The following is a 24337-nucleotide window of genomic DNA, read 5'->3' on the forward strand; positions in this document are numbered from 1 at the left end:
CGTTCTCTGCGGGGTGGGGCCGGGCACCGTGTGGTGCCCGGCGGGTCTGGGGGTGGGTCAGGCGGCGATGACCAGCTCCACCTGGTCGGCGGTCTCGACGGCCGGGGCCTCCACGGCGACCTTGAAGGTGTCCTTGCGGCCCTTGCGCGGGGGCACTCCCATGCCGCGGTCCAGGTAGTCCACGGCGACCTGGTCGCCGTCCAGGACGGTGCCGCCGTTGGTGCGGGTGATGATCACCCGGCCGTACTGGCCCACGGGCAGGCGGCGCAGCCACTTCTTCTCGGCGTCGGCGGCCTTGGCGGTGGTCTTGGCCTGGGCGTCCAGGGTCTTGAAGCGGTCCGCGTGGGCCTCGATCTCCTCGATGGCGGGCAGCTCCTCGGCCGGCAGGGTCTTGTCCTGGTCGGGGGTGGCGGTGGTGCGGCGGCCCATGCGCTCGGCGACCTCGCCCACCATGCGGCTGGCGGTGGTGGCGGCGCGCAGGGCCAGGCGGTCCAGGCGGCGGGCGGCGGCGCGGGCGGTGCGGGCGGCCAGGCGGGCGGTGTGGCGGGCCTCCCGGGCGGTCTGCTCCAGGTCGGCGGCCTTGGCCATGCGGGCGGCCAGGCGGCGGGTGGCGGCGGCCACGCCCTTGCCGGTGCGCTCGGCCTTGCGCAGCTCGGTGCGGGCGGGGGTGACCTTGGCGCGGGCGGCCTTGGCGCGGGCGGTGGCGCGCTCCGCGGTCTTGGCCGTCTTGGTCTCCTCGCGGCGGGCGGTGGTGAGGGCGGCCTCGGCCTCGACGAGGCGGGCCATCTGCTGCGCTGCCTTGGCGGTGGTGCTCATCGCGCTGTCCCTCCGTTCCGTCCGGGCCCCTTGCCCGTCCTGACACCACGTACGTTACCCAACCAATGTTGGCCAAGTCAAGTTGGCCAACAGTTTTGGGAGTGTCGCGTGTCGTGGTCCGGGAATGCCGGCGCCCCGCTCCCGGGGTCGGGGCGGGGCGTCCGTGGCGGGCTGCCGTCAGGCGCTGGCGGCGCGGGCGTTGTTGCGGTTGTCGATGACCCGCTGGACCTCCGCGCGGCGGCGCAGGGCCCGGGTGGCGCGCAGGACGGCGGCCCCGTCCACGGTGCCCGGCTCGGCGGGGGCGTTCTCGGCGATCGGGTTGCCTGCCAGGTCCACCCGGATCGGGGCGGCCTCGCCGCGCACCCACACGCGCTGGCCGTCGGCGTCCTCGGCCACGATCAGGGCCACCTTGTTGATCGTGAACCGCTCCTCCTTGGCGTTCCAGCGGGGCATGCGGCGCATGGCGGCCACGGTCTCCTGGACGTCGGCGGCGCCCAGGGTCAGGGTGCGGTCGTCGTTGTCCTTGCCGTTGATGTGCAGGGTCTCCAGGGCGGCGGTGTAGGCGGTCACCCGGGCCTGCCCGGCGGGGGCGGTGGGCGCCTCGGCGGCCTCCTCGGCGGCGGGGGCCTCGTCCGCCTCCGGGGCCTGCTCGGGCTCCTGGGCCGGGGCCTCGTCCACCTCGGGGGCCTCCTCGACGGCCGGGGCCTCGGGCTCCTCGGCGGGGGCCTGCTCGGCGACAGGGGCGGCGGGGGCCGGGACGCCGTCCACCATCCAGACCCTGGTGGCCTGGCCGCCGTTGAACTCCACGCGGCGGCCCTGGGTGTCCTCCAGGTAGCGGTTGAAGCCGCGGTTCTCGCTCCACTGGCGGGTGAAGGTGTGCGGTTCGCCCTTGATCTGCTTGGAGGTGCCCCAGGAGGTGAAGATCAGCTTTCCGCGCGCCTCGTGCACGTCGCCGTAGATCGCGAACGGGCCGTTGTCGCCCGCGCCCTTGAGGGTGCGCCACACCGGCGCGGCCTCCACGGCCGGGGTCACCTCGGGGGCCTGCCCGGCCGGGGCGGCGGGCGCCTCCTCGGTGGGGGCCTCGGCGGTCCGCAGGGCGGCGATCTTGGTGCACTTGGCGCACGCCTTGCCCTGCTCGGCCTGGGCGGCGGTCAGGACGGTGGTGGCGGTGCTGCCGCACAGGGTCACCATCTCGCCGGTGGGCACCTGGTGGACGGTGCGGCCCTTGCCGACCTGGGCCGGGGCGGTGGTGGGGGCGGTGGTGGCGTTCATGGCGTGTCCTTTCGTTCCGGCCGGGCCCCTTGCCCGTCCTGACACCACGTACGTTAGCCAACTCGACTTGGCCAAGTCAAGTTGCACAATGTGGGTCGGGAGTGTCGCGTGCACAGGCGCCGGACATGACGGCGCCCCGCCCTGGTGCGGGGCGGGGCGGCGGCCGGCGAGGGGGTCAGGCGCGGGCGGCCTGCTCGTCGCGCTGGGCCATGGGCAGCAGGGCGGCGGCGTGCGACCGGTAGTCCTCCAGGCCCTGCGCGTACGTCCCGGCCGCGGTGATCCAGCCGTACCGGGCGGCGTGCAGGCGCCCGACCTGGAACGTGTAGCCGATCAGGCCGCCGTTCTCGGTGCGCTCGGCCTGGAACGCCTCCGCGTGCGGGTAGGTGCCGGCCACGCGGGCACGGGCCTGGTCCTCGGTCATCTCCGCGGGGTGCGGGCGGTCGCACAGGCCGCACAGGCGGGTGCTGGGCACGCCGTTGACCGCCTCGTCGCTCTCCAGGATCACGTACACCCCGCACCGCTGGCACATCACGTCACTGCGGCGCACCTTGCGGCGGAACTCCAGGCGCTCGCCCACGGTGAAGGAGATCGGGCCGCGGCAGCCGGACAGGACCAGCCACACGCGGGAGGGGAACTGCTCGTCGGTCTGGATGTCCTCCACGTCCATGGCCTGGCCGTCGATCACCACCACGTCGCCGCCCTTGGCGGTCGTGGCCAGGTGGCTGGGGCGGGGGGTGTTGTAGGAGATGGCCGTGGTGTGCTGGCTGGTCAGCTCCTCACGGCTGGTCCGGGCCGGGCGGCAGCTGCCCGGGCACGGGCCCACCTGGCCGCGCAGCCGCTCGTGCGGGGCGAGGTGCCCGCCATCGGCCAGGGGTGCGGTGTGGTCGGCGTAGCCGCACAGGGCGCGCGGGCCCTTGTGGTCGGCGGGGCCGTGGAACGGCACCTCCAGGCGCTGGCGCACCTCGGCGGCGGCGGCCTGGGTCACCCGGCTGTTCGTGCCGGTGTACGCCTCCGCGCGCAGCATGGCGCGGCGTCCCTCGGCCTTCCATTCCTGGTCGACCTGCTCGGCGACGTCCAGGACCTGGGCGACGGGCACGCCCAGCTCGCCGGCGATCTCGGCGACCTCCACGGGCCAGGAGGCGGCGACGGCGTCACGGGCGGCGTCCAGGTCGTGGTGGAACCCGACCTGTCCGTCGCGGCGCTCCGCGTAGGGGGCCCAGGCGGCGTAACGGCCGCGGCGCATGCGGGCGCCCTCGTCGTGGATGGTGCCCAGGAAGGTGCCGCCGCGCTTGACCTCCCAGCGGCCCGGCCCCACCTCCTTGGCGTAAACGGTGTCCTGGTCCAGGCAGGCGTTCACGCGTTCCAGGGAGTCCGTGGGCTCGGTGAGGAGCCCGGCGAGGTGCACGGGCATGGGGGCCTCGTCCAGGCCGGTGCGGCGGGCGAGGCGGGCGGCCTGCTCGGCCTGCCACCGGTACTCGCTGCCGCGCCCGTCGCTGAGAGCGTGGCGGGCAGACACCCAGTGGAAGCGGGCGCTGTGGCCGTGACCGGTGCGGAAAGTCCAGGCGATGCGCTCCCCGTCCGGCTGGTCGACCGGCTGGAGCGAGTGGGCGGTGATGTGGGACGCGATGGCCAGGGTGCGGGCGACCACCTCGGCCTCCAGTGCCTGGCGGTCCGGCCCGGCGTCCTGCTCGGTGCGGTGGAGGACGTGGGGGGCGACCAGGTCGGCATCGCCGTCCTCCCAGCGCACGGCCTGGTAGGCGTACGTCGACAGTCCGCTCCCGGCCATGCCGAACGTGGTGCCGGTGCGCTCCATGCCCTTGGCGCGCATGACCACGCGGGTGCCGTCCGCGTAGTAGGTCAGCTCCGGGTTGAACATGGTCGCCGCCGTGACGGTGTCGGCGTCCAGGGGCTGCGTCCGCCGCTCGATGTCGGCGAGCTTGGCGGCCCGGATCTCCTCCGGAGTGGCGGCCGGGGCGGACTCGGGGACGTCGGCGGCCGGCTGCCCGGCGGCCAGGGCGTCCACGGCGCGCTTGCAGGGGCCGCACTCCTTGCGGCCGGTGGCCTGCTGGGCGGTCAGCTCCTGCGCCACCGTGCGGCCGCAGCCGATGGTCTTGGCGTGGAACTCGTCCTTGCGGACGTAGTGCACGGCGTTGCCCTTGCCGACCTGGGCGGGGGCGGTGGGGGTGGTGTTCGCCATGGGGGCCTCCTGGTGCCGCGGCCGGGTCGTTCGCCCGTCCTGCGTCGCACACGTTACCCATATGAACTTGGCCAAGTCAAGTTGGCCAAGCGATGGGGCGCAACAGTGCGATCACGACCCCTACGTGGGACTCGCCACGCGGGGACTTGCTTGGCCAACCCGACTTGTGTAACCCTGCCGGTATGACCGAGTACACCCCCAGCGAAGAACTGTCCGCCGCCATGGCGGCAATGAGTGAGGCCGAGGAGCTGCTGAAGCAGCGCCGGCAGGCACTGCGCGCCGCCGTAGCCGCGGACCTCAAGGCCAACCCGGACGTCACCAACGACGTGATGGCGGAGCACGTGCCGTTCACCTCGGAGACCGTGCGGCAGATCGCCCGGGAGTACGACGTGCCGCGCAAGCGCAAGCCGACCGTGCGGTCCATCAAGGGCCCCAAGCGCGCGACTGCCAAGTAGCCGGCGCCGTCTCGCGCGGAGCTATATCCAGCCAGAAATGTTGAGAACTGCCCATTTGCCCCGAACTCGCTGACACGTTGATGCCCCGTCAGTACGGTTCGACCTGTTCTGTGCGCTCCTTCGTGGGCGCCTCAGCAGACCAGGGAGGGTGAAATGGGAATGAAGCGGCTCATCCGGTCGCTCCTTGCCGTGGGTGCGATCGGAGGCGCCACGCTGCTGGCCGCCGCGCCGACTGCCTCGGCTTTCGGACCGTCCTACTGCAATAGCTCCACGTGCAGTCTGTCCAACTCCCCGAGCACTGGGGGCATCTACTTCGAGATGCCCCGCAACACGCCGGTGACCATGCTCTGTTGGACCGATAACCAGTGGTGGAACGGCACGAACCGCTGGTTCAAGGTCAACTCGACGTACGGGCAGGGCTACATGATCGCCACCCAGGTCTCCAACCAGACCAGCGTCGGGCACTGCTGAGGCAGCCGCAGGACAGCACGAGGGCCGCCCTCCACGGAGAGGGCGGCCCTCTGCTGTACCCCGGGCGGGGTCAGCGCATGAGCACCGCGGCGACCAGGACCACGAGCAGGATCAGGGAGGCGATGGCCTGGCCGCGCGGGATGTCCAGGAGGTTGGCGACCGGCACGTCGATAGCGCGCTCACCGTCCGGGATGAGACCGGCGTGGGCGAGGTTGCGGTGGCGGCGCGCCTCGGTCCGATATGCGCCGTCCGTCACGCACAGGGCCGACGTGCTCTCGCAGTCGTCGCACCGGTACTTCCTCATGCGCTGGGCCCTCCTCCTTTACGGTCTGTGCCCCCATGGTGACCGATCACGGGCCCGGGGCGGAAGCGCTGGGGAGGGATTGAGTGCGTGAGGTTGCACCCGATTCGCTCAGTTCGAGCGGCGGGGCCGGGCGCCGAACGGGCCCCCGCTACCGCTCCTCGCGGTGGTAGACGATCCGGGTGCCGTGGGGGTTGGCCGGGTCCGGCTCGTAGTGGTATGGCTTCCCCTCCGGCCAGTAGCTGCCATCTACACGCAACCCCTTCTGGCTTCCCTCTTCCGGCGTTGGCATTGTTGTTGTTGGCTCCTGACCTGCGACAACAACGCCGTCCAGGGCCTGGTCAGGGGAGGGGGGCAGCGGCGGGAAGTCGTGGGTGTGGACGCCGGGCCCATTCCCGTCCGGCGTGCGCACCCCACCACGCCACCGGATACCGGCCGCGCCCAGCACCTCCTTCACGGCCCGGGTGTGGGGCTGTGAGAGGTGCTGGCGGAGGGTGGTGAGCAGCACCCCGCTCCCCCCTCGGTAGAGGTGGTGGAGGGCCCCCGCGATGGCCTCCCGGGAAGGGGGTTCGGGGGGCGCGGCAGCGGCCTCGGCGGGCGCCTCCTCCTCGACCTCGTCGGGGGAGTCGTCGGCGTCCTCGTCGGGGGTGTCGGCGGGCGCCTCCTCCGGCTGCGTGGGGGAGGTGATCCGGGACCACCAGGAGCGGCGTGCGGGAGCCTTGTCGGTGGCCTCCTGGTCGTCGTCCTCGGCGGCCTTGGGGGTCTTGCTCTTGGACTTCTTCTTGGTCTGCTCGGCGGCCTCGGCGCGCTGGCGGTGCCGCTCCCCCAGGGCCGCGCCGAGCCACAGGGCGCCCAGGCCGGCCGCGCCTTCCACGGGCCACGTGTCCACGGTGCGATAGCCGAAGTACAGGCCCAGGAACGCCAGGCCGATACGGCTCGGGCCCTTGACGCTGGCCGGTCCGTACTCCCCGCCGAGCCAGGCCGCGCCGTGGCGCAGCAGCAGGATGGTTCCGGCGGCGACGTCCACGGCGATGGCCAGGAGCCGACCAGGGCGGCCCTCGCGTCGCTTGGCCCGGTTGGCACGCGCGCGGCGGGTGGCTTCCACCCCGGCGGTGATGACGCGGGGGACGGCGGTGACGTCGGCGTACGGGCGCAGGTCGGGCATGGCGAGGGTCCGCATGGGGGCGGGCTCCTCGTCCTCGTCCTCGTCGACCTCCTCCCCTGCCTCCTCGTCGTGCAGTTCCTCCCCCGGCTCCTGCTCGACGGCCGGGGCCTGCTCGGGCTGCTGCTCCCCTGCCGTATCGGGCGGCGGGGTCTCGTCGTCGGGGTCAGGGACCAGGTGCAGGGCGGTGGTCATCTGCATCACGCCCAGTGCATGGCGATGATCTCGATCCGCTGCGCCACGAAGTGGAACGGTCCGGCGTCCGCACCGGCGGCCACGGTGGTGAAGGCGATGCCCAGGAACGCCACCTTGCGCAGGGAGTTCTTGGCGAACAGGACGATGCCCACGATGGCCATGCAGAGACCGGCGGCGGTCACCTTGGGGATGACTCCCCCGGCCATGCCTGCGCTGTCCATGATCAGGTCCGAGATCCAGGAGAACGGCTCTCCGGCTGCCTTGTAGGCGCAGCCGGCGACCGTGGCGAGGAACAGTGTCCAGCCCCAGGTGAGGCTGTGCTTTCCGCCCTTGGTGGTGCCGAACCACAGGGCGATGGTGAGGGCCAGGGCAACGCCCCCGATACCGAGGTGGAAGTCCATGGGTGTGTCTCCAGGTCAGGGGTTGAGGTCGGCGAGGGGCGTGCCGTACCAGAGGGCGCCGACGACGACGGACGTCGACAGGGCGCGGACGGCCCAGGCGAGAAGGGGGAACCAGTTGCGGACGCGGTAGTCGGCCACGAGCAGCAGCACGAGCAGGCCCCAGGTGGACCACACCTCGAACTCGCCGGCGCGGGGTTCGACGATGAACCGGTGGCCCTCGTAGCCCCATTTCGGGACGTCGAAGTACAGGCCGGCGCCCAGGCCGGTGCCGTGGTACAGCAGCCACTTGGTGTGGGGCGCCATGCCGTGCCACCAGGTGAACACGTTGTGTTTCTCGGCCGGGAGGCCGGGCGGGCGCCCGAGGGCGGGCCGGGACCAGCGCGGCGCCTCCTCGTCCTCCTCGGGCTCCTCGTTCTTCTTGCCCTTGGCGCCCTTGCCCTTCTTGCCCTTGCGCTTCTTGCTCTTGGGCTTGGCTTCCTGGGGCTGGTCGTCGTCCGGCTCCTCGGCGTCGTCCTCGCCGTCGTCGTGCTCGCCCTCCTCGTCCGGTTCCTCGGCGTCCTGGGCCAGGTGGGGCTTGTGCGAGCTCCACCAGTCCACCAGCCGGTCGTTGAGGGCCTTGGCCGCCGGTGCGGCCGGCTCGGGCTCCTCCCCCGGCTCCTGGTCGGCGTCGGCGGCCTCCGGCTGCGGCGGGATGGTGGGCGGGTGCGGGGGCAGGGGCGGCGGCGACGAGGCCGGGCCGCCCGGGCCGACGTTGCGGCGGTGCAGCTCCTCGCGGATGCGGGCCTCTGCCTCCTCCTCGGTCTCCGGGGCACCGAAGATCAGCTGCAGCAGGCGCTCCTCGGACTCGGTGCTCATCCGAACACCCCCAGGATGCGGTCCGCCGCGGCCTCGGCGAGGTGGTAGGCCGCAGGCAGGGCCCCGGAGCGGGTCACCAGCACGTAGCCGACAGCCACGGCCGCGCCCGTCAGGGCGTAGGCGGCCATGGCCCGGTACAGGGTGCGGTAGCGCCTGGGGTTGACGAGGAACAGGGGGCCGATGAGACCGAGCACCAGCACGTCCCAATAGGTCAGCACGGTTTACCTCTTGCGGGTCTTGGGCGGCAGCAGCCGCCGGGCGGTGTCGGCCAGGCGGTCGGCCGGGATGGTGGTCAGATGGCGGCGGTCCAGGCCGCGGAGCAGCTCGGCCGCGTCCTCGGCCGGGACCAGCCGGATGCCGCGGTAGCGCAGTTGCGTGCCGCGGAGCATCGGGCCGGCCACGGCGGCGACGGGCACCACCGGTACGGACAGCAGGGAGGCGACGGTGCGCGCCTCGTGGGCCAGGCCGCGCATGCGCCTGGACACGTCTTTCTTGCCGTGCAGGAGGCGGTTGCCGCTCACCGTCAGGCGGAAGCCTCGGTGCCACTTCTTGGCGTCCACCACGGCGACCAGGCCGCGCGGGCCGATGCCGAGCAGGTCGACGTTGGCCTCACCGCGCGGCAGGGCGCAGTCCGCGAGGAACACCCACCCCTCATCGGTCAGGGGGCCCAGGAGTCCGGCGACGTACCGCTCCCCTGCCGCGCCGATCTCGAACTGGCGGGCGCGGCGCTCCGCGGCGGTGGTGATCCCGGCCGCGGTGGCCAGGCGCACCATCGGGGTGCGCAGCTCCCGGGCGTGGGCGTCCGCCGAGGCGCCCGCGCCGTGGATCGGCCGGCGCCCCGGGCGGCCGCTCGCCGGGCGGCGCTCGCTCGAGGTACGGCCGGGGCCGCGGTAGCGCAGCCAGCAGTAGGCGGCCACAGCGGCGACCACCAGCAGGACCGCGGTCACCAGTGCACTCCCGTCAGAAGGCAGCACACGGCGACCAGGAACACCAGCGCGCCGAGGCGGCGGATTGCCCGGGTGCCGCTCAGTTCGGCGATCCCGGCACCGGCCACGGCGACGGCGGCCAGCCAGATGACGGGTCCCATCAGGCGCTCCGGGTCGGGTCGAAACGGCGGCGCAGGCGCCGGACGGTCTCCCCCAGGGAGTCCCAGTCGCCGTGGATGGTGCGGACGGCGGCGCACAGGTGGGCGTCGCTGATCTCCTCGTTCGCCTCAAGGAGGAGGCGGACGGTCCTGCTCACAGTGGGGGCGGTGCCAGCGCTCCCGGCGGCCGTGGGCGTCGGCGGGGTCTGGCCGTCTACGCGGCGCTGCCACCTGGCGCGCGCCGCCTCGGCTTCGGCGGTGACAGTGATCATCAGGCGCTCCGCTTCTTCTGGTTGTCCTGGCGGCGGCGGGTGCGGGTGACGGTGTCGAAGAACTTGATGGGGTCGCCGCCGTCGTCGCCGCCGCGCAGTTCCTTGACCCGGTCGACCAGGTCGACGTCGCTGAAGTGGGGGTTCTCGCCCCGCGCCTGGCGGACGGCCGCGGCGATGGACAGCGGGCCCACGGCGTGCAGGCCCTGCGAGGGCTGCGGCTGGCTGCTGCCGGTCGCACCGCTGCCTGCCGGGACAGCGGGCGGGGCGGTCGGTGCGGGAGCGGCAGGCGGCTGCGCAGGCGGGACAGCGGGCGGGGCGGTCGGTGCGGGAGCGGCAGGCGGCTGCGCAGGCGGGGCAGGGGGCGGGGTCGGTGCGGTGGGCGGGGTCGGTGCGGTGGGCGGGGTGGTGGGAGCGGCCGGGGGCGGGGTGGGCGCCGAGGGGGGCGGCCCGGACGGGTCCGGGACAGGCCCGGACACGGGAGCGGGCGCGGGAGTCGGGGCCGGGGCGGACACCGGTACGGACACGTCCGCGGCCTGTCCGGTGCTGTCCGCCGCGGGGAGCTGCTGCGCCTGGCGGGCGGCCTGGGCCAGGATCACCTCCGCGGCCTGGAACTCCGGCCCGGCCGCACGCATCTGGATGCCACGCCGGTTGAGGCGGGCCAGGCGGGTGCCGAGCAGGAACCGCCCGGCCATGTGCTGCTCTTCCTCGGCGACCCAGTGGGCAACGTCGGGGTTCAGCTTCACGCGGTCCAGGCCCATGATCAGCCACCACAGGCCCTTGGCGGACAGGTCCAGGAAGGAGCCGATGATGCCGGCGGGCAGCTGGTGGAGCACGTGGCCGTAGGTGATGACGCCGCCCATGCCGAGCAGCAGCAAGAACCAGCCGAGCCCGCGAGCCCGGGCGGCGCGGTCGGCGTCCACCCGCTCGATGTGCTCGACGCCCAGGCAGACCAGCCACCCGGCGGTGAACACGACGCCCACGGCGTAGGCGATGCCCGGGTGCACCATGCGCGAGAGCAGGCCGCCGATGCTGGCGGCGGTCCCGGCCGCGGCCAGGACGGTGACGCCGCCGGCCACGATGGTGGAGGCGCGGCGGATCACCTCGTCCCAGTCACGGGGCGGTACGGCGACCCAGACCTTTTCCTTCACCATGCGCGTGGACGCGCGGCCGTCGATGACCGTGGTTACCGGCCGCTCGACATTCACCAGCTTGCGGCGCATACCCGGCTGCCACTCCTGGGGCGTTTCGGGTGTCTCGGTCATGGGTGTGCCCTCCGGGCTCTCGGATCGTCAGACGGAGGCCCGGACCGCCGCCCCGAGGGGGAAGGGGGCGGCGGTCCGGGCCGGTCTCAGGGGTTGATGCCGGGGCGCGGCCGTTCGAACGGGCCCCGCTTGCTACGGCGGCCCCGCTCCTTGCTCTCCGCCACCTCGGCGGGGGTGCGCTGCTTGTCGCGGTCGGAGATCGCCCGCACGGCCTCGGCGGTGTCGGACGCGCGGCGCCTCTCGGCCGCCTGCTCCTTCTGGCGCAGCTCAGCGGCCAGCGCGTGGTCATTGCCGGGGCGCAGGGAGCGCACGACGTCACGGAATCCCATCAGCGGACACCGCCCTGGGCAGTGGCCACGCCCGGCTGGAACGAGGCACCACACTTGCCGCACACGTACACGCCGTTCTCCAGGCGCATCTGCTTGCCGCAGCAGGTCATCGGGCACCCCCGCCCCGGCTGCCGGTGGCCGCACCGTTGATGCGGGCGTTGTCCCGGCTCATCTGGGCGGCGTCGCCGTCGCGCTGGGTGCGGCCAGCGGCGTACGCGTCGCGGGCCTGCTGCTGCTCGGTCTGGACGCTCACCGGGCCACCCCCTGCTCCGGGCGGGGAGCGGGCACGCGGCCGGACTCATCGCTCTTGCGGGGGCCCGGGATGTTGTGGCGCGGGATCGCGGGCTCGTTGTCGTCCCACGCGCACTGGACGCCGGACCAGTCGTAACCCAACGCCCGGGCCGCCTGGGCGACCTCCGCGGCGAAGACCTCGCGAGTCACGCCGGCGGGAACGTCACCCCGGTCCAGGCCCGTGCGCTCGGCGACCGCCGTCAACGCCATGCGGGACACGTTCTGTCCCCCGCCGTGGCAGCTCCGGCCGCCCAGCTCGTACGCTCGCGCGCCCACCAGGACGGTGAACTTCAGCGGGTCCACCAGGCCGGTCGGGTCCTCGTTCGCCAGCATCGTGGCCACCTCGGCCAGCACCTCGGCGGCCTTGGACCTGTGTTCACCGGTCACGTCCTGGACCAAGCCCAGGGGTCGATCAGTAATCTGTGCCATGCGTCAGCTCCATCTGACGTGGCCCCCCGCCAGCGTTTCTCAGGCCCTGGCGGGGGGCCGACTTGTACGTACGAGGCCAGGAGGCGGCCCCGCGGAGAACAACGTAAACCCTATGGTTGATGCTGCGCAACCATAGGGTTTAACGTGTCTCCGTCCGCGCTCCTGAGCACGGAGGGAGCGGGCATGGAACAGCAGGAACCCGAGGAGGTGAGAGGGCTGAAGGAGGCCATTGACGCGCTTGCCGCCATTGAGGACGACGAGGCGTGCGCTAAGGCGATCAGCATCGTCCTGGAGGACTGGCCGGGCCTACACGCCCAGCTCCGCCAGGAACGCCAAACCCGAGTCAAGCGACTCAAGAATTCCGGCCTGACGTGGAAGCTGATTGGTGCGCTCCTCGGCCGCAAGGGCGTCTCTGCTGCCCGCGCGCAGCAGATCGCCACCGGCCAAAGGGGCGAGATCAACAGGCGGACCAAGAAAGCGGCGGAGAGCGAACCTCCGACCGGCGAGCAGGGCCACCCCTAGCGCGCGGGCGGCATGCCGCCGGATACACCGCGGCCCCCACCGATGCTTGGGAGCAGTGGGGGCCGTGGCGTGGGCTGTCCGCACGGAGCAATGCGCGTCAGCAGTTGGGCAGTTCTGAGATTAGCAGGGGGTGACGACGTGCGTGCAGAGCGCGAGGGGCGGCCGGGGGCACGCGGGGCGGTCGTCCTGCTGGCCGTGCTTCGGGTGTGACGGCGGTCACGGGTCGGTAGGGAACCCGTGGCCGGGCCGGGGATCCGGTCATGCGCTCGACGGCCGCCCGGGCGGGTGACGACTCGTGGCGATCTGTCCGAGGTGCCCGCTACGGTCGGCTCTCCGCTGGGCGTAAACGGAGGGTCAAGAGCAATGCGCAGGTTCGGGTTGGCAGTTGGGGCGGCTCTGGTGGCGGGGGCGTTCGCGGTGGGGTGCACGAGCACGAGCGGCACGGATGCGGCCGGTGACGGCAAGGGTGGTGCCTCGGTGAGCGCCCCGGTGGCGAAGAAGTCGGCGGCGCCGGCGGACGTGAAGCTGGTCAAGCAGGGGTGGGAGGACCACGAGGTGTGGGGTGACCACGCGTACGTCGTGCACTGGGAGTTGACCAATACCGGGGCCAAGGCGGGCAACTTCTTCGCGGGGATCGAGTTCCTGGACAAGGATGGGGACGTGCTGGGGTCCACCGGGATTACGGCGGACAAGCTGGGTCCGGGCAAGACGTCCAAGGGTGACTCGGCGCCGCTGGAGGCGGAGATCACCAACGGCCCCATGTCGGCGATCAAGACCGCCCGTGTGTCCGAGGTGCAGCGCCTGGACTACTGACCTCGGGTGGGATGAGCGCCGAGGCCCCGGCTCGCCTGGTGGCGGCCGGGGCCTTGTGTTGTCCGCGGGCGGTTACCGGCCGCGCGGGGTGAGGCGTCGGGCGAGCGCGATGAGCAGGCGGGCAGCCAGGGGTGGCCTGGGCCGGGGTGCGGGGTCGGTCATGACGGTGGGCGGGTCCAGGGCGCGGCATGCGTTCTCGGCGGCCTGGCGGGCCTGCTGGGAGGGCCAGGCGTCGGCGGTCTCGTCGACGGCCGCGGTGGTGGCGTCGAAGATGCAGGCGCGGGCGGTGACACCAGCAGCGCGGGCCGCGGCGACGGCCTGGCGGACGTCGGTGAGCAGTCGATCGGTTGCGAGGTCACGCATGGATTGCTCCGGTGGTGTGTGGGCTGGTCGGCGGTGGGGTCCCGGTGATGGCGGTCAGGCAGAAGGTGGCGGGCAGGTCGGTGGGCTGCTGCGGTTCGTATGGGGCCGGGGTGGGCCAGGTGTGGGTGGGGTTGGGGGTGACCTTGCCGGTGGTGTGCACGGTGACGTTGTGGGGCTCCTCCAGGGGCCAGTCCTCGGCGGGGGTCCAGGTCCAGCGGGGCAGCAGGTTGTACAGCCAGCGGCGGGGCGGGTGGGTGCCGTGCTCGGGGGTCCAGGTCTCGACGGCCGCGCCGGCGGGGGCGTGGTGGTGCAGGAGGTGGTTGATGGCCAGGGGGAGGTCTTGTTCCTCGTGGTCGTGGGCGGTGGCGAGACTGGCGACCATGCGGTGCAGGTACGGGCCGCTGTACTCCAGTGGGCCCAGGGCGAGGTTGGGCGCCGGGTAGACGGCGGCCAGCATCAGGTGGAGTGGCTGGCGTGGGGTGAAGGTGACGGCCTGGGTGTGGGCGGGGCGTCCGGCGTCCAGCGGGGTGAGGCGGACGACGTCCACGCGGACGGTGCGGGCGCGTACGGCCTCCTGGTCGCGGGTCACTGGCCGGGCTCCTCGCCGCGCGCCCGGGCGATCTCGGCGAAGGCCTCGGCGACCGCGGCGGGCAGCAGGCGGCGGGGGACGCGGGCCCGGTACTCGACGCGGACACCCGTGTCCGCCGTGTCCGGGGTGTCCGGGGCGGACGTGTCCGGGACGGTGTCCGCGCTGGTGGCGGGCAGGTGGCAGGTGGGCGGTGACTCGCCGACGTCGGGTGTACGGACATGTCCGCCGCTGGTGTCCGGAGTGTCCGCGGACGTGTCCGTGAAGGCGCGTAGGGCCTCCTCGGCGAGCTGGCGGTAGCGGGCTGGCTCTCCGGTGTCGCAGCAGGCGGTGCGCCCCCATCCGCCGTAGCCGGCCGGGTCGAGGCGGTCGCCGTGGTAGCGGCAGGTGGCCGGGAGCTTGGCGAGGGCGCGGGTGATGGCGGGGACGGCCGCGCTGGCGCGGGCCAGGGCCTCCTCCGCGGCCTGGCCGTCGGCCAGGTGGCGGTTGATGCGGTCGAGGAGGGGACGGCCGAGCTGGGCGGCCAGGGCAGCGTCCAGGACGTCGGTGGTGGGCGCGGCCTGCCTGGGCAGGGTGGCCTGCTCGCGGTCGTAGCGGCGCCAGCGCAGATCATGCGAGACGGCCGAGGCGCTGCCGTCCTGGCGGCGGCACGGCATGTTCCTGGGTGCCTGGCACTTCCACTCCGGGCAGTCCACCGTCCAGGAGGCGTCAGCGGTGCCGCCGGTGGTCTCGGTGCAGGCCAGGGCGCATGTGCCGAGTAGGTAGGTGTGCTGTTCCGAGCAGGCGGGGCCGCACTCGGCGGCCGGGGTGGTTGTCACGGGGAACTCCTGTTGTGCGGGGTGCGGGTCACACCATGCGGCAGATGCGCCACAGGGCATGGGCGAGGCGGAAGTGCCGCCGGTCGATGAGCCGTACGGCGGCGTGGTCGACGTGGCGCTCGAAGCGCAGGCGGGCCGGGCTCATGGCTGTTCCGTGGTGGCGAGGAAGCAGCGCCCGCACCCGTCGTTGGGGCAGCGGTAGACGTCGCCCCAGGCGTGCCGGGGCTCGGGCACCTCGGTGAGGGTGACCCCGGCCGGGATCTCGCAGTCCTGTGGGCAGTCCAGGCGCTGCACGGTGCCGGACTCGTCCACCTGTTGCGGGGCGCTGGCCTGCGCGTTCGCGTCCGGGTGGACGACGTCGCCGCCTGGGGCCGTGATGTCGTCCACCTGGTCGTGGCGGACGGCCAGCGCCGCGGTGATGGTGGCCTCCGCGCGGGCGTGGCCGTCCGCGTCGGTGGCCACGTCGAACTGCCAGGGCTCGCCCTCGTCATTGCGCGTCAGGCTCCAGCCGTAGGCGGTGCCTGCCTCGTCGACGTGCAGCGCCAGGGCCAGGCCGCGGGGGTGGAACGCGATGCGGTTGATGAGCCAGAGCAGGCCGGCGTCTCGCAGTTCCGAGAACGGGCGTGCCTCCTGCTGCGGGGCGGGCCGGTCGACGGGTGGGGCGGCGGCCGTGACGGTGAACCGTTGGGGCAGGCAGGTGCTGCCTCGGCCGGGGATGGCGAGCATGAGGCCGGGGTCGTCGTGGAGGCCGAGGAGGCGGCCGTACCAGGCGACGGGCAGGTCAGGGTTGCGGACGGTGACCCACTCCCCCAGCAGGTCGCGCAGGGTTTCCTGGTCGGTCACTGCTGTACCGCCTCGGTGGTGCCGGCGATGTGGTGGCGGACGGACGCGGCGACGGGGTGCGTGCGGATGGGTTGCGTGCGGCCGGCGACGTGGAAGGCGGTTTCGTCCAGCTCGTCGCACCAGTCGTTGAGCCGCTGGAGTGCGGCCTCCGCGGTGCGGGCACGTGTGGCCCAGGCGCGGGCCTGGGCGACGGCGGACTCCCGGGCGCGGGCCTCGTAGTTGGCCTCGGCCAGGTGGTCCAGGCCCTGGCGGTCGTGGCCGGTCAGCCAGGACATGGCGCCGCTCATGTGCTCGATGGTGGCGCGGGCGCCGGCGAGCTCGTCGGCCAGGCGGCGTGCTTCCTCGTCGGCGACCCGGAGCCCGGCGGCCGTGGCCGTGTTCGCGGAGGTGACGAGGCGGGCCAGGACCTGCGCGGCGCGCTCGCACTGGGCGCGGTTGCCTCTCCAGTCGGCAAGTGGCCATAGTGCGTCGGCGATCAGCTCGGTGAGCGGGGACAGGTCACGGCGTGGGGGCGGGACGGGGGGCAGGCCGGCGTCCAGGAAGCCGACGCAGTCAGTGGCAGCCATGGGTGATCTCCTCCGGGGTGCGGTCGTGGCTGGTGTCGAGGTCCAGGGCGCAGCGTCCTGACGGGCCCCACCAGGTCATGCCGGGCAGCGGGCAGGCCGCGCCCACGGGGTGGCGGTCGCTGTAGACGTGCTCGGCGCGGATGGCGGCCATGTGCGGGTCGCAGGCGAAGGAGGTCGCCACGCCGCCCTCCAAGGTCCAGGCGACGTGCCAGGTGGCGGGCTCACCGCAGGGGCTGCCGAGCTGCTCCGGGCAGGTGGAGCACCTGGCCGTGCCGTTCATCGGCTTCAGCGGGCCGCGCAGGGGCAGGGGCCAGGAGTCGGGCGGGCTGGTCATGGCTTCCTTCGGATCGGGGTGCGCAGGGCGAGCTGCGCCAGGGCGTGGAGGCTGCCTGCCGCTGCCCGGTGGCGGAGGCCGTCCCAGAGCAGGGCGGCGTCGATCTCGCCCCGGGTGATGCGGGGCGGCGGCGGGATGTCGCTCCAGCCGAACGGGGATTCATCGCGGTCGCTGTCGGCGGTGACGGCGAGCAGCTGCCACAGCTCGGCGTCGCGGTACGGACCGGCGGGGGTGGGGGAGGCGTGCACGGCGGGGGGCTCCTGTCTGGACGGGACACCAGGGGTCGTGATCGGTACCGAATGAGGTCCACCAGCGGTCACAGCGGCAGGCGTTGCGCAGGACGCGGCGGGCCAGGTGGCTGGCGTGGCCGCGGCTGGTGGGGGTGGTGGGCCTGCGGTCGTCCACGTCGTGGGCGTAGCGGACGGCGGTGTCCCAGTCCACGAACGCGATCAGGGCCACCGAGAAAGCGGGCAGGTAGAACACGACGGCGAGCACCCACAGGCCGGCGGACATGGCCCATGCTCCGTACCAGCCGAGGAAGCCGACGGCCACGGCGTAGGCGAGCAGCCGCACGCACCTGGCCCACGTCATGCCTTACCACCGGCCGTCTTGCGCAGGGGCGGAAGCTGCTTGGCGTCGCCCGCGGCCAGGCTGCGCAGTCGGCGCAGGCTGATCGTGCGCCAGCCCAGGGCGCTCGCGCGGGCGATGCCCTCGGCCAGCAGTTCGGCGGGGGTAATCGGGGTGGGGGTCTGCTCAGGCACGGGGTTCCTCCAGTACGGTGGGTGCCGGCGCCGATGGCCCCCATATCGGGTGGGGACGATCGGCGCCGCTCTCGTGTCAGCGGGTGGTGTCGGCGTCCGGGCCGGGAGCGGTGTTGTGGGCGTGCTGGGTCTCGGCGATGGCACGCCAGGTGCCGCAGGTCTTTTCCAGGGCGTCGAGGATGCGGCGGGCATGGCCGCGGCCGGACAGGGTGGCGAACCGGTCCGCCTCGCGCATGACGCCGGCGAGGTCGGTCAGGAACTCGATCAGGTCGCCCTCGTCCATGAGCAGCGCCCACGGCACGGTGAGCGGGTAGGCGCCGGTAAGTGCCTCGCCGGCCAGGCGCTCCAGCAGCTGCCGGGCGTCGCCGCGGCCGGGGTCCAGCTCCCAGTCCTGGGGCAGGTCGTAGATGCGCGCGGCGCCCTCCAGGAACGCCTGGGCGCGTGCCTGGGCGGGGGCCTGCTGCTCGGCGGCCGGGGCGGGGACGTCCTCCCACACGGGGTGGAGCTGGCCCTGGTAGACGCTGCGGAGCTGGGGGCCCTCATACCGCTGGGCCACCATCGCGGTCTCCCACAGCACGCCCTTGGTGCGGGCGGCGACGGTCCACACGCGGCCGTCCGGGGTGCGGAAGCCCTTGAAGTGGCGCTCTGTGACGGGGTGGACGAGGAACACGCGGTCGTTGCTGATCCACACGTCATCGCCGTTGGCGTCGCGCAGTCCGCCGTAGCTCGGGCGGTTGGTGACGCGGACCTTCACCTTGTCCTTGCCGATCTGGACGATGGGGCCCATGACGGTGGTCTGGTAGCGGCCGGAGGTGGTGCCGCCCACGGCGTCCCCTGCATGGACGGTGCGGCCGGTCGCGTCGGTCGCGGTGGGGATGGTGCTGGTGCTCATGGCTGGTGCCTTTCTCGGATGGGCCCGGGCCGTCCGCGTATCGGGCGGGGCGGCCCGGGCTGGTGGTGGGTCAGGTGGTCTTGGACGCGGCGCGGCGGTCTCGTTTGCAGCCCTCGCAGTAGTGCGAGAGGTCGGCGTCGAGGCGGCCGTCGACGTCCAGGTCGTGGCCCTCCGGGCAGGTGCCGGTGGGCGGGTCCGGGATGCCGCGCAGGCGGCGCAGCGTCAGGCGGATTGCCCGGCGGCCCAGTTCGTCCTCCAGGCAGGCCGGGGCCACGCACTGGTGGACGTCGCATTCCGCGCGGACCTGGCCCACGGGGTCGCGGCCGGTGCGCATGCGGAACGCGATGCCGGCCGCGGAGTACCAGGAGCCGCGGTAACGCAGGAGCGGCGTGCCGCTGACCCGGTTGCGTTCGCCGGTCCACTCCAGGTGGCCGCCGTCGAGTTCGCGGACGTCTTGCTGCCACCGTTCCTCGAGGCTCGGCGCTTCCGCGCGCTCGCGCTCGTAGGTGTTCGGAATGCCGTGGGCCTGGCGGATGCGGGCCACGGCCACCTTGTCCACGCCCAGGCGGCGGGCAATGGCGTTGTTGCTGCTGCCCTTGCCCCCGGCCTGGAGGGCGGCCAGGATCTCCGCCTCGCGCGGGTGCGGGCGGGTTGGCTGGGGTGGCCGCAGGGCCGGGCCGATCTTGGCGGCGGCCCGGCGCCGGGCAATCGTGTTCATGTCCGCGCCGGTACGGCGGCGGATCTCCTTGTTGGTGTGGCCTGCCTCCAGGAGCTGGTGGATCTCCCGCTCCTTGGGGTGGGAGTGGCGCCAGGAGGATTTGGGGGCCGGGGGCAGGCCGTAGTGGCGGCGAATCTGGCGTACGGCCTGCCGGCCGCAGTAGAGCCGTTCGGCGATGGCGGCGTTGTTCCAGCCCTTGCCGATCAGCTCCAGGATCTGGGCCTCCTGCGGGTGCGGGCGGCGGGGTCGGGGCTTGTCCGTCACGTCAGCTCCCCCTTCCATCGGGCCAGCTCCTGGCCTGCCTCGCCGTTGGCCTTGACCAGGGCGTCGCGGTCGTTGAGGAGGTCGGTGACGGCGTCCCGGCAGCGGGTGATCAGGGCGCGATGCTGGGCGTCGTGGGCGGTGGCCTTGCGGCGCGGGGCCGCCTCCACGACGAGCTCGGCGAGCAGGTCGCGGATCTCGGCCACGCGCTCCGCCGGCAGCTGGAACACGGGCTCGGGCTCGGTGGTGTCGGTCATGTGCGTCAGTCCTCGCGCGGCCAGGTGAAGCCGTCGCCGGCGTCGTGGTCTCCGTCGTGGTCGGGGTCCTCGATCTCGCAGAACCGCTCATCGCCGCGGGAGGTGTGGTTCATCGCGTCGCAGACGGTCCGGACGGCCGTGGGCTCGGGCTCCTCGGCCTGCCACTGGGCGCAGCCGATGACGGGCAGGACGGTCCCGGCCGGAACGGCGCGGACGTCGCAGTCGTCCGGGTAGCCGGTGCAGCCGCAGCCGCCGGGGTTGCACGGCTCCTCGGGCAGCGTGGCGGGCAGGAAGTGCACGCACGTGGTGCAGGTGCGGCGGGCGGCGGCCCGCTTGCGGCGGCGGCGTTCGGCGGGGCCGACCAGGCCGGCGCCCCGCTCGAACGCCACCAGGACGGCGGCCAGTCGGCGGGCCTGGGCGCGGGCGGCGCGGCGGGCGCGCATGCGGGCCAGGACCTGCGCGCTGGTGGGGCGGGTCCAGGTGTGCAGGCCGGCCGCGGTGGTGCGGCGGGCCCGGTGCTCGGCAGGGTCAATGCCGCACCAGCGGCAGCCGTACGGGGGCGGCGGGGTGCCGTCCGGGTGGCGCACGCGGTCGTGGTGGAGGCCGCAGGTCTGGCAGCGGGTGGACGGGTGCTTGCGGATCATCAGTGGTTGGCTTTCTCTGCGATGGCGGCCAGGCCGGGGTGGGCGGCGGCGATCTCGGCGCGTAGCCGGTCCATCTCCTCGCGGTCGGCGCGCTGTTCGTCGGTTTCAGCCGGGGCGCTCTCGGCGGTATCGGGCCGTCGGGGCGCCTCGGCGGGCTCCTGCGGGGCTGCGGCAGGCTCGGCGGGGGCCGGGCCCATCTCGGTCTTCCAGCGGGCATCGAGGGCCGCGCAGGTGGCGGCGGCCTCTGCTCGGCAGCGGCGGCACTCCAGGGTTTCCGGTGCCTGGCCCTTGCCGGGGGCCCAGCAAATCCGGCAGATCCAGGCCGGGCCGGTCGACCGCTGGCCGGGCACCCGCTCCTTGCCCCCGCGGCGGGCCTTGCGCTCGATGCAGGCCCGGCAGTCCACGCCGCTGTCGATGATCCGGCCGTCCTCGCAGCCGGGGTCCGGGCACTCACCGGCACGCAGCAGGGCGTTGGCCACCCCCACCGACCGGCGCAGGGTCGGGCCCTCGGGCGAGAACGTGCCCTTGGCGTACCCGTGGAGCACCCACCGCCGGGAGGCCCTGGCGATCAGCTGCTCCACCGTGCGGTTCTCCAGCTCCCGGGCAACCAGGTGCCGCACGCTCGTCGGCAACTGCTGGTAGGGCAGGCGCTCCACCAGGGTCTCCGGGAGTTCGGCCTCCACCTGGGCGACGGCCTTGACCTGCTCGCGGGTCAGCTTGGGGTGCTTGGGGCGGGCGGTCTTGCTGGTCGCGGCGCAGCCGCCCCGAGCCTCACGCGCGCTACTACCGGAGGTAGCCCTACGGGCGTCACCGTCGCTTCGCGCCGAAGGCGCTTGTTCATCTTGTTGTTCTTTGTCTAGTTCAGGCTTTGTGTAGTTACCCACACCGTTTTTGGTGTCTTCGGAGTCACCATCCGTGGTGTCTTCGGAGTCACCATTTGTGATGGATCCGGGGCGACCAGCAGCAGCGGCCTCGGCGGGTCGGTGGACTGCGTAGAACTCGCGGATGGAGGCCCACCCTTGCCACTCCGCCGGGGGCTCCTCGTGGACGGTGTAGACGTTGCGCCGCCGCATCTTGTTGGCGCCGTACGGGACTTTCTCCACGTCGACCAGGCCGAGGCGAGCCAGCTCCCTGGTGATCACGCGGCTCACGGAGTTGGGGTGCTTGCCCAGCATCGTGGCCAGGTTGGCCTGGGTCGGCCACACGAGGCCGTCGCCGCGCTCGGCGTTCACGTGCGCCAGTAGCAGGCTGTACGCGCGATACGCAGCGTCACTCACGTCAGTCCACAGCAGCGCCCACTGGGGGGTCTGCGTGAACCGGTAGCGCGAGCGACGCCCGGCCCGGATCTCGTCGGGGATGAACTCCTCTTCCGTCATCAAGCGCCCTCGCCCCAGTTCGCGGCGGCCAGGGTCAGGGCGGCGACCGTGTCCGTTCCGGTGAAGTCGAACCACTCGCCGCGCACCCGCTGGTGACGGAACGTCTGGTGGAGGTGGGCCTCCAGGGCACGGCCGCCCACGGCCTGCCAGATCAGGTCAAGGTCGCCCGCGGCGCTGGTGCGCAGGCCGCGCAGCCGGGCCGGGACGTTGGTGGTGCAGCCGACCTTGACCAGGCCGGACAGCCTGTCGCGGACGGCGTACGCCCATCCCGTGGACGGGGCGTCGGCCACGGGCTCGGGCTCGTGGAACAGGCGGTAAGTCACCTGTCCGGTCGTCCCGTTCGCGTTCCGCTGCTGGGCCCTCTCCAGGTAGCCGTGCGCCTCCAGTTCGTCCAGCGCGCCACGGAGCGCGTCACGCCCCTCCTTGCTGAACTCCATGAGGGTGTCGAGCGACAGGACGTCACCGATGGGGTGGGTGGCCAGGAGGCCGAACACGCCCTTGGCCTTGAGGCTGATCCGCGTGTCATTGAAGAAGTCCGCCGGGAACTCCGTCACGCCCACACCCCCCTCCGGGTCCTGGTTGGTCTCGCTCACGGTGGTGCTCCTCGTCGTCGGTTGGTCACTCACGAGGCGGGGCGGCGTATCGGGCGGCGCCCCGCTCTCTCGTAGTCGCGAAACTACACATCATCATTTGGCCAACACAAGTTGCCCATGCCGAGTTGTTCCAATAAACGGGCAGGTGGGAGGCAGGTTCACCCCCAGGGGTGATCACGGCGTACGGTCCGTCTCTGCCCGTCCGTGGCGGTGGTCGTCGAGCCGGATCACGCCCAGGCACCGGGTCAGCGGCTCCTCGGCGTCCTGCTGCGCCTTGCAGGTGGCCACGTGCGGCATGTGCAACTTCTCGTAGGGCGCCAGCGGCAGCTCCTCCGTGGGCCGGCGCGACAGCCACGTGCCGCGCCCGTCCCGGGACACCGCGGTGTTGCCGTCTGGGTTCGGCGCGGCGTCGACTGCCAGGCGCTTGCGGGCCTCGGTGACGGTCCACCTGATGGGGGCCCCGCAGGCCGGGCAGTACGAGGGGCGCATGGGTGTCTCCTTCGGTGTTGGCGCTGCCCAGGGCAGGTGCGGGCGCGCGGGCCCGGGCCGAGGGGGAGGAGGGGAAGCAGCCCGGGCCCGCGCTGGAGGGTGGTCAGGGGGTCAGTCGCAGTCGTCCAGGTCGACGTCCACGTCCAGGCCGCCGTGGCCGTGCGGGTGGGCGGTGACGGTGCGCGTCGGGACGGCGTGGGGTGCCTTGGTCACGGCCGGGGCCGCTGTGCGGGCCGGGGCGGGGGCCTTGGTCATCGGCACCCGGGGCGCCGCTGGCCGAGCCGGGGCCGCGGGGCGGGCGGGGGCTGCGGGTTTCGCCGGCGGGGCGGGCGGTCGCGGTTTGGCGACGGCGACCAGGCCGAGGCTGCGGCAGTCGTCGCTGTCGTCGTCCTGGACGACGGCAGCGCACGAGAACAGCAGCACGGCCAGCGCGACCAGGCCGCAGCCGACGGCCACTTGACGGAGCGTGGGCACGGTGGTGCCCCTTTCTGCGAGCGGGGACAGGGGCGGTCAGGTGCGGGGGCGGTGCAGGCCGTGGGTCTTGGAGCGCATCGGCACCTTGGCCTCCAGCAGCAGGACCCGGGCCAGGCCGAAGGACACGGACCCGTATTTCTCGGTGAGGTGGTCGGCCACGGCGCGGATGCTGGACCCGGCCGCGTAGTCGCGGGCGGCCTCATCGCGCAGCCGCTGGCGGTGGTCGCCCTTGAGCGGCTGGTGCCTGTACCGCTCGGGCGGCTCGGTGGTGGTGGTCATGCCGGAACTCCTCCGGTGTCGGGGGTGGCGGGCCCCTGCTCGGCCCGCAGGGTCAGGCCGCGCACGTGCGCGAGCAGGGCGCAGACGGACTCCTTGCGGTCGGCAGGGCCGGCCGTCTCGGCGGCCTGGAACAGCGCCACCGCGTTGCCGTGGTCGCCGTTGAGGAAGGCGGTCACGAACCGGACGGCGAACAGCCGGTGCGGGTCGCCGGCCAACTGGTCCGCCATCGCGGGCGGTAGCAGCCACTCCTCCCCCGGCCCGGTCCCGGCGTCCGGGAACAGCACCAGCAGGGCCGACCGGCCGGTTTCGGCGACGGCGCAGCACAGGCCGAACAGGTCGGCGCTGTCGCCGTGTTCGGTGACGACGTCCAGCAGCGACTCCGCCACGGCAGGGCGGTCGTCCAGGGTGTGGCGCAGGATCTCCTGCACCAGCGGGTTCAACGCCTCCGAGCCGATCACCGCCCGATCACCGCCGCCCGCGCCTCCAGGGCCTCCCTCGTCGGTGGCAGCGTCTCCAGGGCGGCCCCGATCCGGTCCGCGATCTCCCGGCGGCGTTCGGCGACCTCCGGGCCACCGGCGTGGTCGGCGGCCACCCGCAGGGCCTCCACGATCTCCTGGTAGTCCGCCACGCCCAGTCCCTCCACGCGTACGGCCATCAGGCACCGCCCAGGCACTCGGCGGCTGGCGGGGCGGCCTGGGCGACCAGCCGGGGCGGCGCGCACTGCTGCTCGCCGGGCAGGACCAGGCGGCGGTCCACCCCGTCGTGGGCCCACTGCACGGCGTGCTCCACGCCACTGATGGCCTCGGACTGCTCGCGAGAGCCGGGCACCAGGTCATGGATGAGCAGCGCCAACTCATGGGCCTTGGCGGAGATCTCGGCCTTTATGGCGTTGCGGCGCTCGTCGGTGCGCGGCGGGGCGAAGCGGATACCGATCTCGTTCCTCGTGATGGCCACGG

At 73.3% G+C, this 24337-nt stretch carries 39 protein-coding genes; 4 read left to right on the forward strand and 35 right to left on the reverse strand.

Annotated features, from left to right (window positions below; all coding sequences use genetic code 11):
* Positions 1 to 57: 57 nt before the first annotated feature.
* The 3 genes from AC2XR2_RS18140 to AC2XR2_RS18150 all read right to left on the reverse strand — a co-directional run bounded on the left by AC2XR2_RS18140 (position 58) and on the right by AC2XR2_RS18150 (position 4285).
* A complete protein-coding gene (locus AC2XR2_RS18140; RefSeq protein WP_491515628.1) occupies positions 58 to 816 on the reverse strand; it encodes a hypothetical protein in 759 nt (252 codons plus the stop codon).
* A 177-nt stretch (positions 817 to 993) separates the two neighbouring features.
* Positions 994 to 2088, reverse strand: coding sequence for a hypothetical protein (locus tag AC2XR2_RS18145; RefSeq protein WP_491515629.1), 1095 nt, complete (start codon positions 2086 to 2088; stop codon positions 994 to 996).
* Positions 2089 to 2263: 175 nt separating this feature from the next.
* Entirely contained in the window at positions 2264 to 4285 is a 2022-nt protein-coding gene (locus tag AC2XR2_RS18150) for a hypothetical protein (protein ID WP_491515630.1), read from the reverse strand.
* A gap of 182 nt (positions 4286 to 4467) precedes the next feature.
* Here AC2XR2_RS18150 and AC2XR2_RS18155 point away from each other — a divergent pair, with 182 nt between their 5' ends.
* A complete protein-coding gene (locus AC2XR2_RS18155; protein WP_491515631.1) occupies positions 4468 to 4740 on the forward strand; it encodes a hypothetical protein in 273 nt (90 codons plus the stop codon).
* Positions 4741 to 4893: 153 nt separating this feature from the next.
* Positions 4894 to 5211 (forward strand): hypothetical protein, encoded by a 318-nt coding sequence (locus AC2XR2_RS18160; protein WP_491515632.1) that lies wholly within the window; start codon positions 4894 to 4896, stop codon positions 5209 to 5211.
* Between the two features lie 70 nt (positions 5212 to 5281).
* On the opposite strand, the gene AC2XR2_RS18165 is transcribed toward AC2XR2_RS18160, so the two are convergent.
* From AC2XR2_RS18165 to AC2XR2_RS18220, 12 genes are all read right to left on the reverse strand, one after another.
* Positions 5282 to 5515, reverse strand: a complete 234-nt coding sequence (locus AC2XR2_RS18165) for a hypothetical protein (protein WP_491515633.1) — start codon at positions 5513 to 5515, stop codon at positions 5282 to 5284.
* A gap of 148 nt (positions 5516 to 5663) precedes the next feature.
* The gene (locus AC2XR2_RS18170; RefSeq protein WP_491515634.1) at positions 5664 to 6875 is read right to left on the reverse strand and encodes a hypothetical protein; all 1212 of its coding nucleotides are present in this window, start codon (positions 6873 to 6875) and stop codon (positions 5664 to 5666) included.
* Positions 6875 to 7270 carry a hypothetical protein gene (locus AC2XR2_RS18175; RefSeq protein ID WP_491515635.1) on the reverse strand — a complete coding sequence of 132 codons (396 nt, stop codon included), beginning with the start codon at positions 7268 to 7270 and terminating at the stop codon, positions 6875 to 6877. The genes AC2XR2_RS18170 and AC2XR2_RS18175 overlap by 1 nt, the downstream gene beginning before the upstream one ends.
* Positions 7271 to 7285: 15 nt before the next feature.
* On the reverse strand, positions 7286 to 8125 hold the full coding sequence (locus AC2XR2_RS18180; protein ID WP_491515636.1) for a hypothetical protein: 840 nt from the start codon (positions 8123 to 8125) through the stop codon (positions 7286 to 7288).
* Positions 8122 to 8343: a hypothetical protein gene (locus AC2XR2_RS18185; protein WP_491515637.1), complete on the reverse strand. Its 222-nt coding sequence runs from the start codon at positions 8341 to 8343 to the stop codon at positions 8122 to 8124. Before AC2XR2_RS18185 ends, AC2XR2_RS18180 begins: the two co-directional genes overlap by 4 nt.
* Before the next feature lie 3 nt (positions 8344 to 8346).
* On the reverse strand, positions 8347 to 9072 hold the full coding sequence (locus tag AC2XR2_RS18190) for a nuclease-related domain-containing protein (RefSeq protein ID WP_491515638.1): 726 nt from the start codon (positions 9070 to 9072) through the stop codon (positions 8347 to 8349).
* Positions 9069 to 9212, reverse strand: a complete 144-nt coding sequence (locus AC2XR2_RS18195) for a hypothetical protein (RefSeq protein ID WP_491515639.1) — start codon at positions 9210 to 9212, stop codon at positions 9069 to 9071. Before AC2XR2_RS18195 ends, AC2XR2_RS18190 begins: the two co-directional genes overlap by 4 nt.
* Positions 9212 to 9481, reverse strand: coding sequence for a hypothetical protein (locus tag AC2XR2_RS18200; RefSeq protein WP_491515640.1), 270 nt, complete (start codon positions 9479 to 9481; stop codon positions 9212 to 9214). Before AC2XR2_RS18200 ends, AC2XR2_RS18195 begins: the two co-directional genes overlap by 1 nt.
* Positions 9481 to 10743 (reverse strand): hypothetical protein, encoded by a 1263-nt coding sequence (locus AC2XR2_RS18205; protein ID WP_491515641.1) that lies wholly within the window; start codon positions 10741 to 10743, stop codon positions 9481 to 9483. Before AC2XR2_RS18205 ends, AC2XR2_RS18200 begins: the two co-directional genes overlap by 1 nt.
* Before the next feature lie 86 nt (positions 10744 to 10829).
* Positions 10830 to 11072: a hypothetical protein gene (locus AC2XR2_RS18210; RefSeq protein WP_491515642.1), complete on the reverse strand. Its 243-nt coding sequence runs from the start codon at positions 11070 to 11072 to the stop codon at positions 10830 to 10832.
* A gap of 106 nt (positions 11073 to 11178) precedes the next feature.
* On the reverse strand, positions 11179 to 11325 hold the full coding sequence (locus tag AC2XR2_RS18215; RefSeq protein ID WP_491515643.1) for a hypothetical protein: 147 nt from the start codon (positions 11323 to 11325) through the stop codon (positions 11179 to 11181).
* Positions 11322 to 11792, reverse strand: coding sequence for a hypothetical protein (locus AC2XR2_RS18220; protein ID WP_491515644.1), 471 nt, complete (start codon positions 11790 to 11792; stop codon positions 11322 to 11324). Before AC2XR2_RS18220 ends, AC2XR2_RS18215 begins: the two co-directional genes overlap by 4 nt.
* Positions 11793 to 11975: 183 nt before the next feature.
* Here AC2XR2_RS18220 and AC2XR2_RS18225 point away from each other — a divergent pair, with 183 nt between their 5' ends.
* Together AC2XR2_RS18225 and AC2XR2_RS18230 are read left to right on the forward strand one after the other, a co-directional pair.
* Positions 11976 to 12314, forward strand: coding sequence for a hypothetical protein (locus AC2XR2_RS18225; RefSeq protein ID WP_491515645.1), 339 nt, complete (start codon positions 11976 to 11978; stop codon positions 12312 to 12314).
* Positions 12315 to 12677: 363 nt separating this feature from the next.
* A complete protein-coding gene (locus tag AC2XR2_RS18230) occupies positions 12678 to 13127 on the forward strand; it encodes a hypothetical protein (RefSeq protein WP_491515646.1) in 450 nt (149 codons plus the stop codon).
* Positions 13128 to 13199: 72 nt separating this feature from the next.
* On the opposite strand, the gene AC2XR2_RS18235 is transcribed toward AC2XR2_RS18230, so the two are convergent.
* From AC2XR2_RS18235 to AC2XR2_RS18330, 20 genes are all read right to left on the reverse strand, one after another.
* Entirely contained in the window at positions 13200 to 13490 is a 291-nt protein-coding gene (locus tag AC2XR2_RS18235) for a hypothetical protein (RefSeq protein WP_491515647.1), read from the reverse strand.
* Positions 13483 to 14079, reverse strand: a complete 597-nt coding sequence (locus AC2XR2_RS18240) for a hypothetical protein (protein WP_491515648.1) — start codon at positions 14077 to 14079, stop codon at positions 13483 to 13485. Before AC2XR2_RS18240 ends, AC2XR2_RS18235 begins: the two co-directional genes overlap by 8 nt.
* Complete coding sequence (locus tag AC2XR2_RS18245; protein WP_491515649.1) at positions 14076 to 14894, reverse strand: hypothetical protein; 819 nt, start codon at positions 14892 to 14894, stop codon at positions 14076 to 14078. The genes AC2XR2_RS18240 and AC2XR2_RS18245 overlap by 4 nt, the downstream gene beginning before the upstream one ends.
* Positions 14895 to 15035: 141 nt before the next feature.
* Entirely contained in the window at positions 15036 to 15737 is a 702-nt protein-coding gene (locus tag AC2XR2_RS18250; protein ID WP_491515650.1) for a hypothetical protein, read from the reverse strand.
* Positions 15734 to 16303 (reverse strand): hypothetical protein, encoded by a 570-nt coding sequence (locus tag AC2XR2_RS18255; RefSeq protein ID WP_491515651.1) that lies wholly within the window; start codon positions 16301 to 16303, stop codon positions 15734 to 15736. Before AC2XR2_RS18255 ends, AC2XR2_RS18250 begins: the two co-directional genes overlap by 4 nt.
* Positions 16290 to 16637, reverse strand: a complete 348-nt coding sequence (locus AC2XR2_RS18260; RefSeq protein WP_491515652.1) for a hypothetical protein — start codon at positions 16635 to 16637, stop codon at positions 16290 to 16292. Before AC2XR2_RS18260 ends, AC2XR2_RS18255 begins: the two co-directional genes overlap by 14 nt.
* The gene (locus AC2XR2_RS18265) at positions 16634 to 16885 is read right to left on the reverse strand and encodes a hypothetical protein (protein WP_491515653.1); all 252 of its coding nucleotides are present in this window, start codon (positions 16883 to 16885) and stop codon (positions 16634 to 16636) included. The genes AC2XR2_RS18260 and AC2XR2_RS18265 overlap by 4 nt, the downstream gene beginning before the upstream one ends.
* Before the next feature lie 339 nt (positions 16886 to 17224).
* Complete coding sequence (locus AC2XR2_RS18270; protein WP_491515654.1) at positions 17225 to 17398, reverse strand: hypothetical protein; 174 nt, start codon at positions 17396 to 17398, stop codon at positions 17225 to 17227.
* 76 nt (positions 17399 to 17474) lie between these two features.
* A complete protein-coding gene (locus AC2XR2_RS18275) occupies positions 17475 to 18290 on the reverse strand; it encodes a hypothetical protein (protein ID WP_491515655.1) in 816 nt (271 codons plus the stop codon).
* 70 nt (positions 18291 to 18360) lie between these two features.
* Positions 18361 to 19272 (reverse strand): hypothetical protein, encoded by a 912-nt coding sequence (locus AC2XR2_RS18280; RefSeq protein WP_491515656.1) that lies wholly within the window; start codon positions 19270 to 19272, stop codon positions 18361 to 18363.
* A complete protein-coding gene (locus AC2XR2_RS18285) occupies positions 19269 to 19526 on the reverse strand; it encodes a hypothetical protein (protein WP_491515657.1) in 258 nt (85 codons plus the stop codon). The genes AC2XR2_RS18280 and AC2XR2_RS18285 overlap by 4 nt, the downstream gene beginning before the upstream one ends.
* A gap of 5 nt (positions 19527 to 19531) precedes the next feature.
* Positions 19532 to 20170: a hypothetical protein gene (locus tag AC2XR2_RS18290; RefSeq protein ID WP_491515658.1), complete on the reverse strand. Its 639-nt coding sequence runs from the start codon at positions 20168 to 20170 to the stop codon at positions 19532 to 19534.
* A complete protein-coding gene (locus tag AC2XR2_RS18295; protein ID WP_491515659.1) occupies positions 20170 to 21546 on the reverse strand; it encodes a helix-turn-helix domain-containing protein in 1377 nt (458 codons plus the stop codon). The genes AC2XR2_RS18290 and AC2XR2_RS18295 overlap by 1 nt, the downstream gene beginning before the upstream one ends.
* Complete coding sequence (locus tag AC2XR2_RS18300; RefSeq protein WP_491515660.1) at positions 21546 to 22139, reverse strand: GIY-YIG nuclease family protein; 594 nt, start codon at positions 22137 to 22139, stop codon at positions 21546 to 21548. Before AC2XR2_RS18300 ends, AC2XR2_RS18295 begins: the two co-directional genes overlap by 1 nt.
* A gap of 174 nt (positions 22140 to 22313) precedes the next feature.
* Complete coding sequence (locus AC2XR2_RS18305; RefSeq protein ID WP_491515661.1) at positions 22314 to 22628, reverse strand: hypothetical protein; 315 nt, start codon at positions 22626 to 22628, stop codon at positions 22314 to 22316.
* A gap of 111 nt (positions 22629 to 22739) precedes the next feature.
* Positions 22740 to 23102: a hypothetical protein gene (locus AC2XR2_RS18310; protein WP_491515662.1), complete on the reverse strand. Its 363-nt coding sequence runs from the start codon at positions 23100 to 23102 to the stop codon at positions 22740 to 22742.
* Positions 23103 to 23138: 36 nt separating this feature from the next.
* On the reverse strand, positions 23139 to 23381 hold the full coding sequence (locus AC2XR2_RS18315) for a helix-turn-helix domain-containing protein (protein ID WP_491515663.1): 243 nt from the start codon (positions 23379 to 23381) through the stop codon (positions 23139 to 23141).
* On the reverse strand, positions 23378 to 23839 hold the full coding sequence (locus AC2XR2_RS18320; protein ID WP_491515664.1) for a hypothetical protein: 462 nt from the start codon (positions 23837 to 23839) through the stop codon (positions 23378 to 23380). Before AC2XR2_RS18320 ends, AC2XR2_RS18315 begins: the two co-directional genes overlap by 4 nt.
* Complete coding sequence (locus AC2XR2_RS18325) at positions 23836 to 24036, reverse strand: hypothetical protein (RefSeq protein ID WP_491515665.1); 201 nt, start codon at positions 24034 to 24036, stop codon at positions 23836 to 23838. Before AC2XR2_RS18325 ends, AC2XR2_RS18320 begins: the two co-directional genes overlap by 4 nt.
* Positions 24036 to 24335, reverse strand: a complete 300-nt coding sequence (locus AC2XR2_RS18330; RefSeq protein ID WP_491515666.1) for an Acb2/Tad1 domain-containing protein — start codon at positions 24333 to 24335, stop codon at positions 24036 to 24038. The genes AC2XR2_RS18325 and AC2XR2_RS18330 overlap by 1 nt, the downstream gene beginning before the upstream one ends.
* Positions 24336 to 24337 lie beyond the last annotated feature (2 nt).

It is taken from the genome of Streptomyces sp. LS-MS-L19, from assembly GCF_058382285.1.

Excerpts from the sequence above, each read along its gene's own strand:
- AC2XR2_RS18140 (WP_491515628.1), bottom strand. The coding sequence starts at position 816 with ATGAGCACCACCGCCAAGGCAGCGCAGCAGATGGCCCGCCTCGTCGAG.
- AC2XR2_RS18145 (WP_491515629.1), bottom strand. The coding sequence starts at position 2,088 with ATGAACGCCACCACCGCCCCCACCACCGCCCCGGCCCAGGTCGGCAAG.
- AC2XR2_RS18150 (WP_491515630.1), bottom strand. The coding sequence starts at position 4,285 with ATGGCGAACACCACCCCCACCGCCCCCGCCCAGGTCGGCAAGGGCAAC.
- AC2XR2_RS18155 (WP_491515631.1), top strand. The coding sequence starts at position 4,468 with ATGACCGAGTACACCCCCAGCGAAGAACTGTCCGCCGCCATGGCGGCA.
- AC2XR2_RS18160 (WP_491515632.1), top strand. The coding sequence starts at position 4,894 with ATGGGAATGAAGCGGCTCATCCGGTCGCTCCTTGCCGTGGGTGCGATC.
- AC2XR2_RS18165 (WP_491515633.1), bottom strand. The coding sequence starts at position 5,515 with ATGAGGAAGTACCGGTGCGACGACTGCGAGAGCACGTCGGCCCTGTGC.
- AC2XR2_RS18170 (WP_491515634.1), bottom strand. The coding sequence starts at position 6,875 with ATGCAGATGACCACCGCCCTGCACCTGGTCCCTGACCCCGACGACGAG.
- AC2XR2_RS18175 (WP_491515635.1), bottom strand. The coding sequence starts at position 7,270 with ATGGACTTCCACCTCGGTATCGGGGGCGTTGCCCTGGCCCTCACCATC.
- AC2XR2_RS18180 (WP_491515636.1), bottom strand. The coding sequence starts at position 8,125 with ATGAGCACCGAGTCCGAGGAGCGCCTGCTGCAGCTGATCTTCGGTGCC.
- AC2XR2_RS18195 (WP_491515639.1), bottom strand. The coding sequence starts at position 9,212 with ATGGGACCCGTCATCTGGCTGGCCGCCGTCGCCGTGGCCGGTGCCGGG.
- AC2XR2_RS18200 (WP_491515640.1), bottom strand. The coding sequence starts at position 9,481 with ATGATCACTGTCACCGCCGAAGCCGAGGCGGCGCGCGCCAGGTGGCAG.
- AC2XR2_RS18205 (WP_491515641.1), bottom strand. The coding sequence starts at position 10,743 with ATGACCGAGACACCCGAAACGCCCCAGGAGTGGCAGCCGGGTATGCGC.
- AC2XR2_RS18210 (WP_491515642.1), bottom strand. The coding sequence starts at position 11,072 with ATGGGATTCCGTGACGTCGTGCGCTCCCTGCGCCCCGGCAATGACCAC.
- AC2XR2_RS18220 (WP_491515644.1), bottom strand. The coding sequence starts at position 11,792 with ATGGCACAGATTACTGATCGACCCCTGGGCTTGGTCCAGGACGTGACC.
- AC2XR2_RS18225 (WP_491515645.1), top strand. The coding sequence starts at position 11,976 with ATGGAACAGCAGGAACCCGAGGAGGTGAGAGGGCTGAAGGAGGCCATT.
- AC2XR2_RS18230 (WP_491515646.1), top strand. The coding sequence starts at position 12,678 with ATGCGCAGGTTCGGGTTGGCAGTTGGGGCGGCTCTGGTGGCGGGGGCG.
- AC2XR2_RS18235 (WP_491515647.1), bottom strand. The coding sequence starts at position 13,490 with ATGCGTGACCTCGCAACCGATCGACTGCTCACCGACGTCCGCCAGGCC.
- AC2XR2_RS18255 (WP_491515651.1), bottom strand. The coding sequence starts at position 16,303 with ATGGCTGCCACTGACTGCGTCGGCTTCCTGGACGCCGGCCTGCCCCCC.
- AC2XR2_RS18260 (WP_491515652.1), bottom strand. The coding sequence starts at position 16,637 with ATGACCAGCCCGCCCGACTCCTGGCCCCTGCCCCTGCGCGGCCCGCTG.
- AC2XR2_RS18275 (WP_491515655.1), bottom strand. The coding sequence starts at position 18,290 with ATGAGCACCAGCACCATCCCCACCGCGACCGACGCGACCGGCCGCACC.
- AC2XR2_RS18285 (WP_491515657.1), bottom strand. The coding sequence starts at position 19,526 with ATGACCGACACCACCGAGCCCGAGCCCGTGTTCCAGCTGCCGGCGGAG.
- AC2XR2_RS18290 (WP_491515658.1), bottom strand. The coding sequence starts at position 20,170 with ATGATCCGCAAGCACCCGTCCACCCGCTGCCAGACCTGCGGCCTCCAC.
- AC2XR2_RS18295 (WP_491515659.1), bottom strand. The coding sequence starts at position 21,546 with ATGACGGAAGAGGAGTTCATCCCCGACGAGATCCGGGCCGGGCGTCGC.
- AC2XR2_RS18305 (WP_491515661.1), bottom strand. The coding sequence starts at position 22,628 with ATGCGCCCCTCGTACTGCCCGGCCTGCGGGGCCCCCATCAGGTGGACC.
- AC2XR2_RS18315 (WP_491515663.1), bottom strand. The coding sequence starts at position 23,381 with ATGACCACCACCACCGAGCCGCCCGAGCGGTACAGGCACCAGCCGCTC.
- AC2XR2_RS18325 (WP_491515665.1), bottom strand. The coding sequence starts at position 24,036 with ATGGCCGTACGCGTGGAGGGACTGGGCGTGGCGGACTACCAGGAGATC.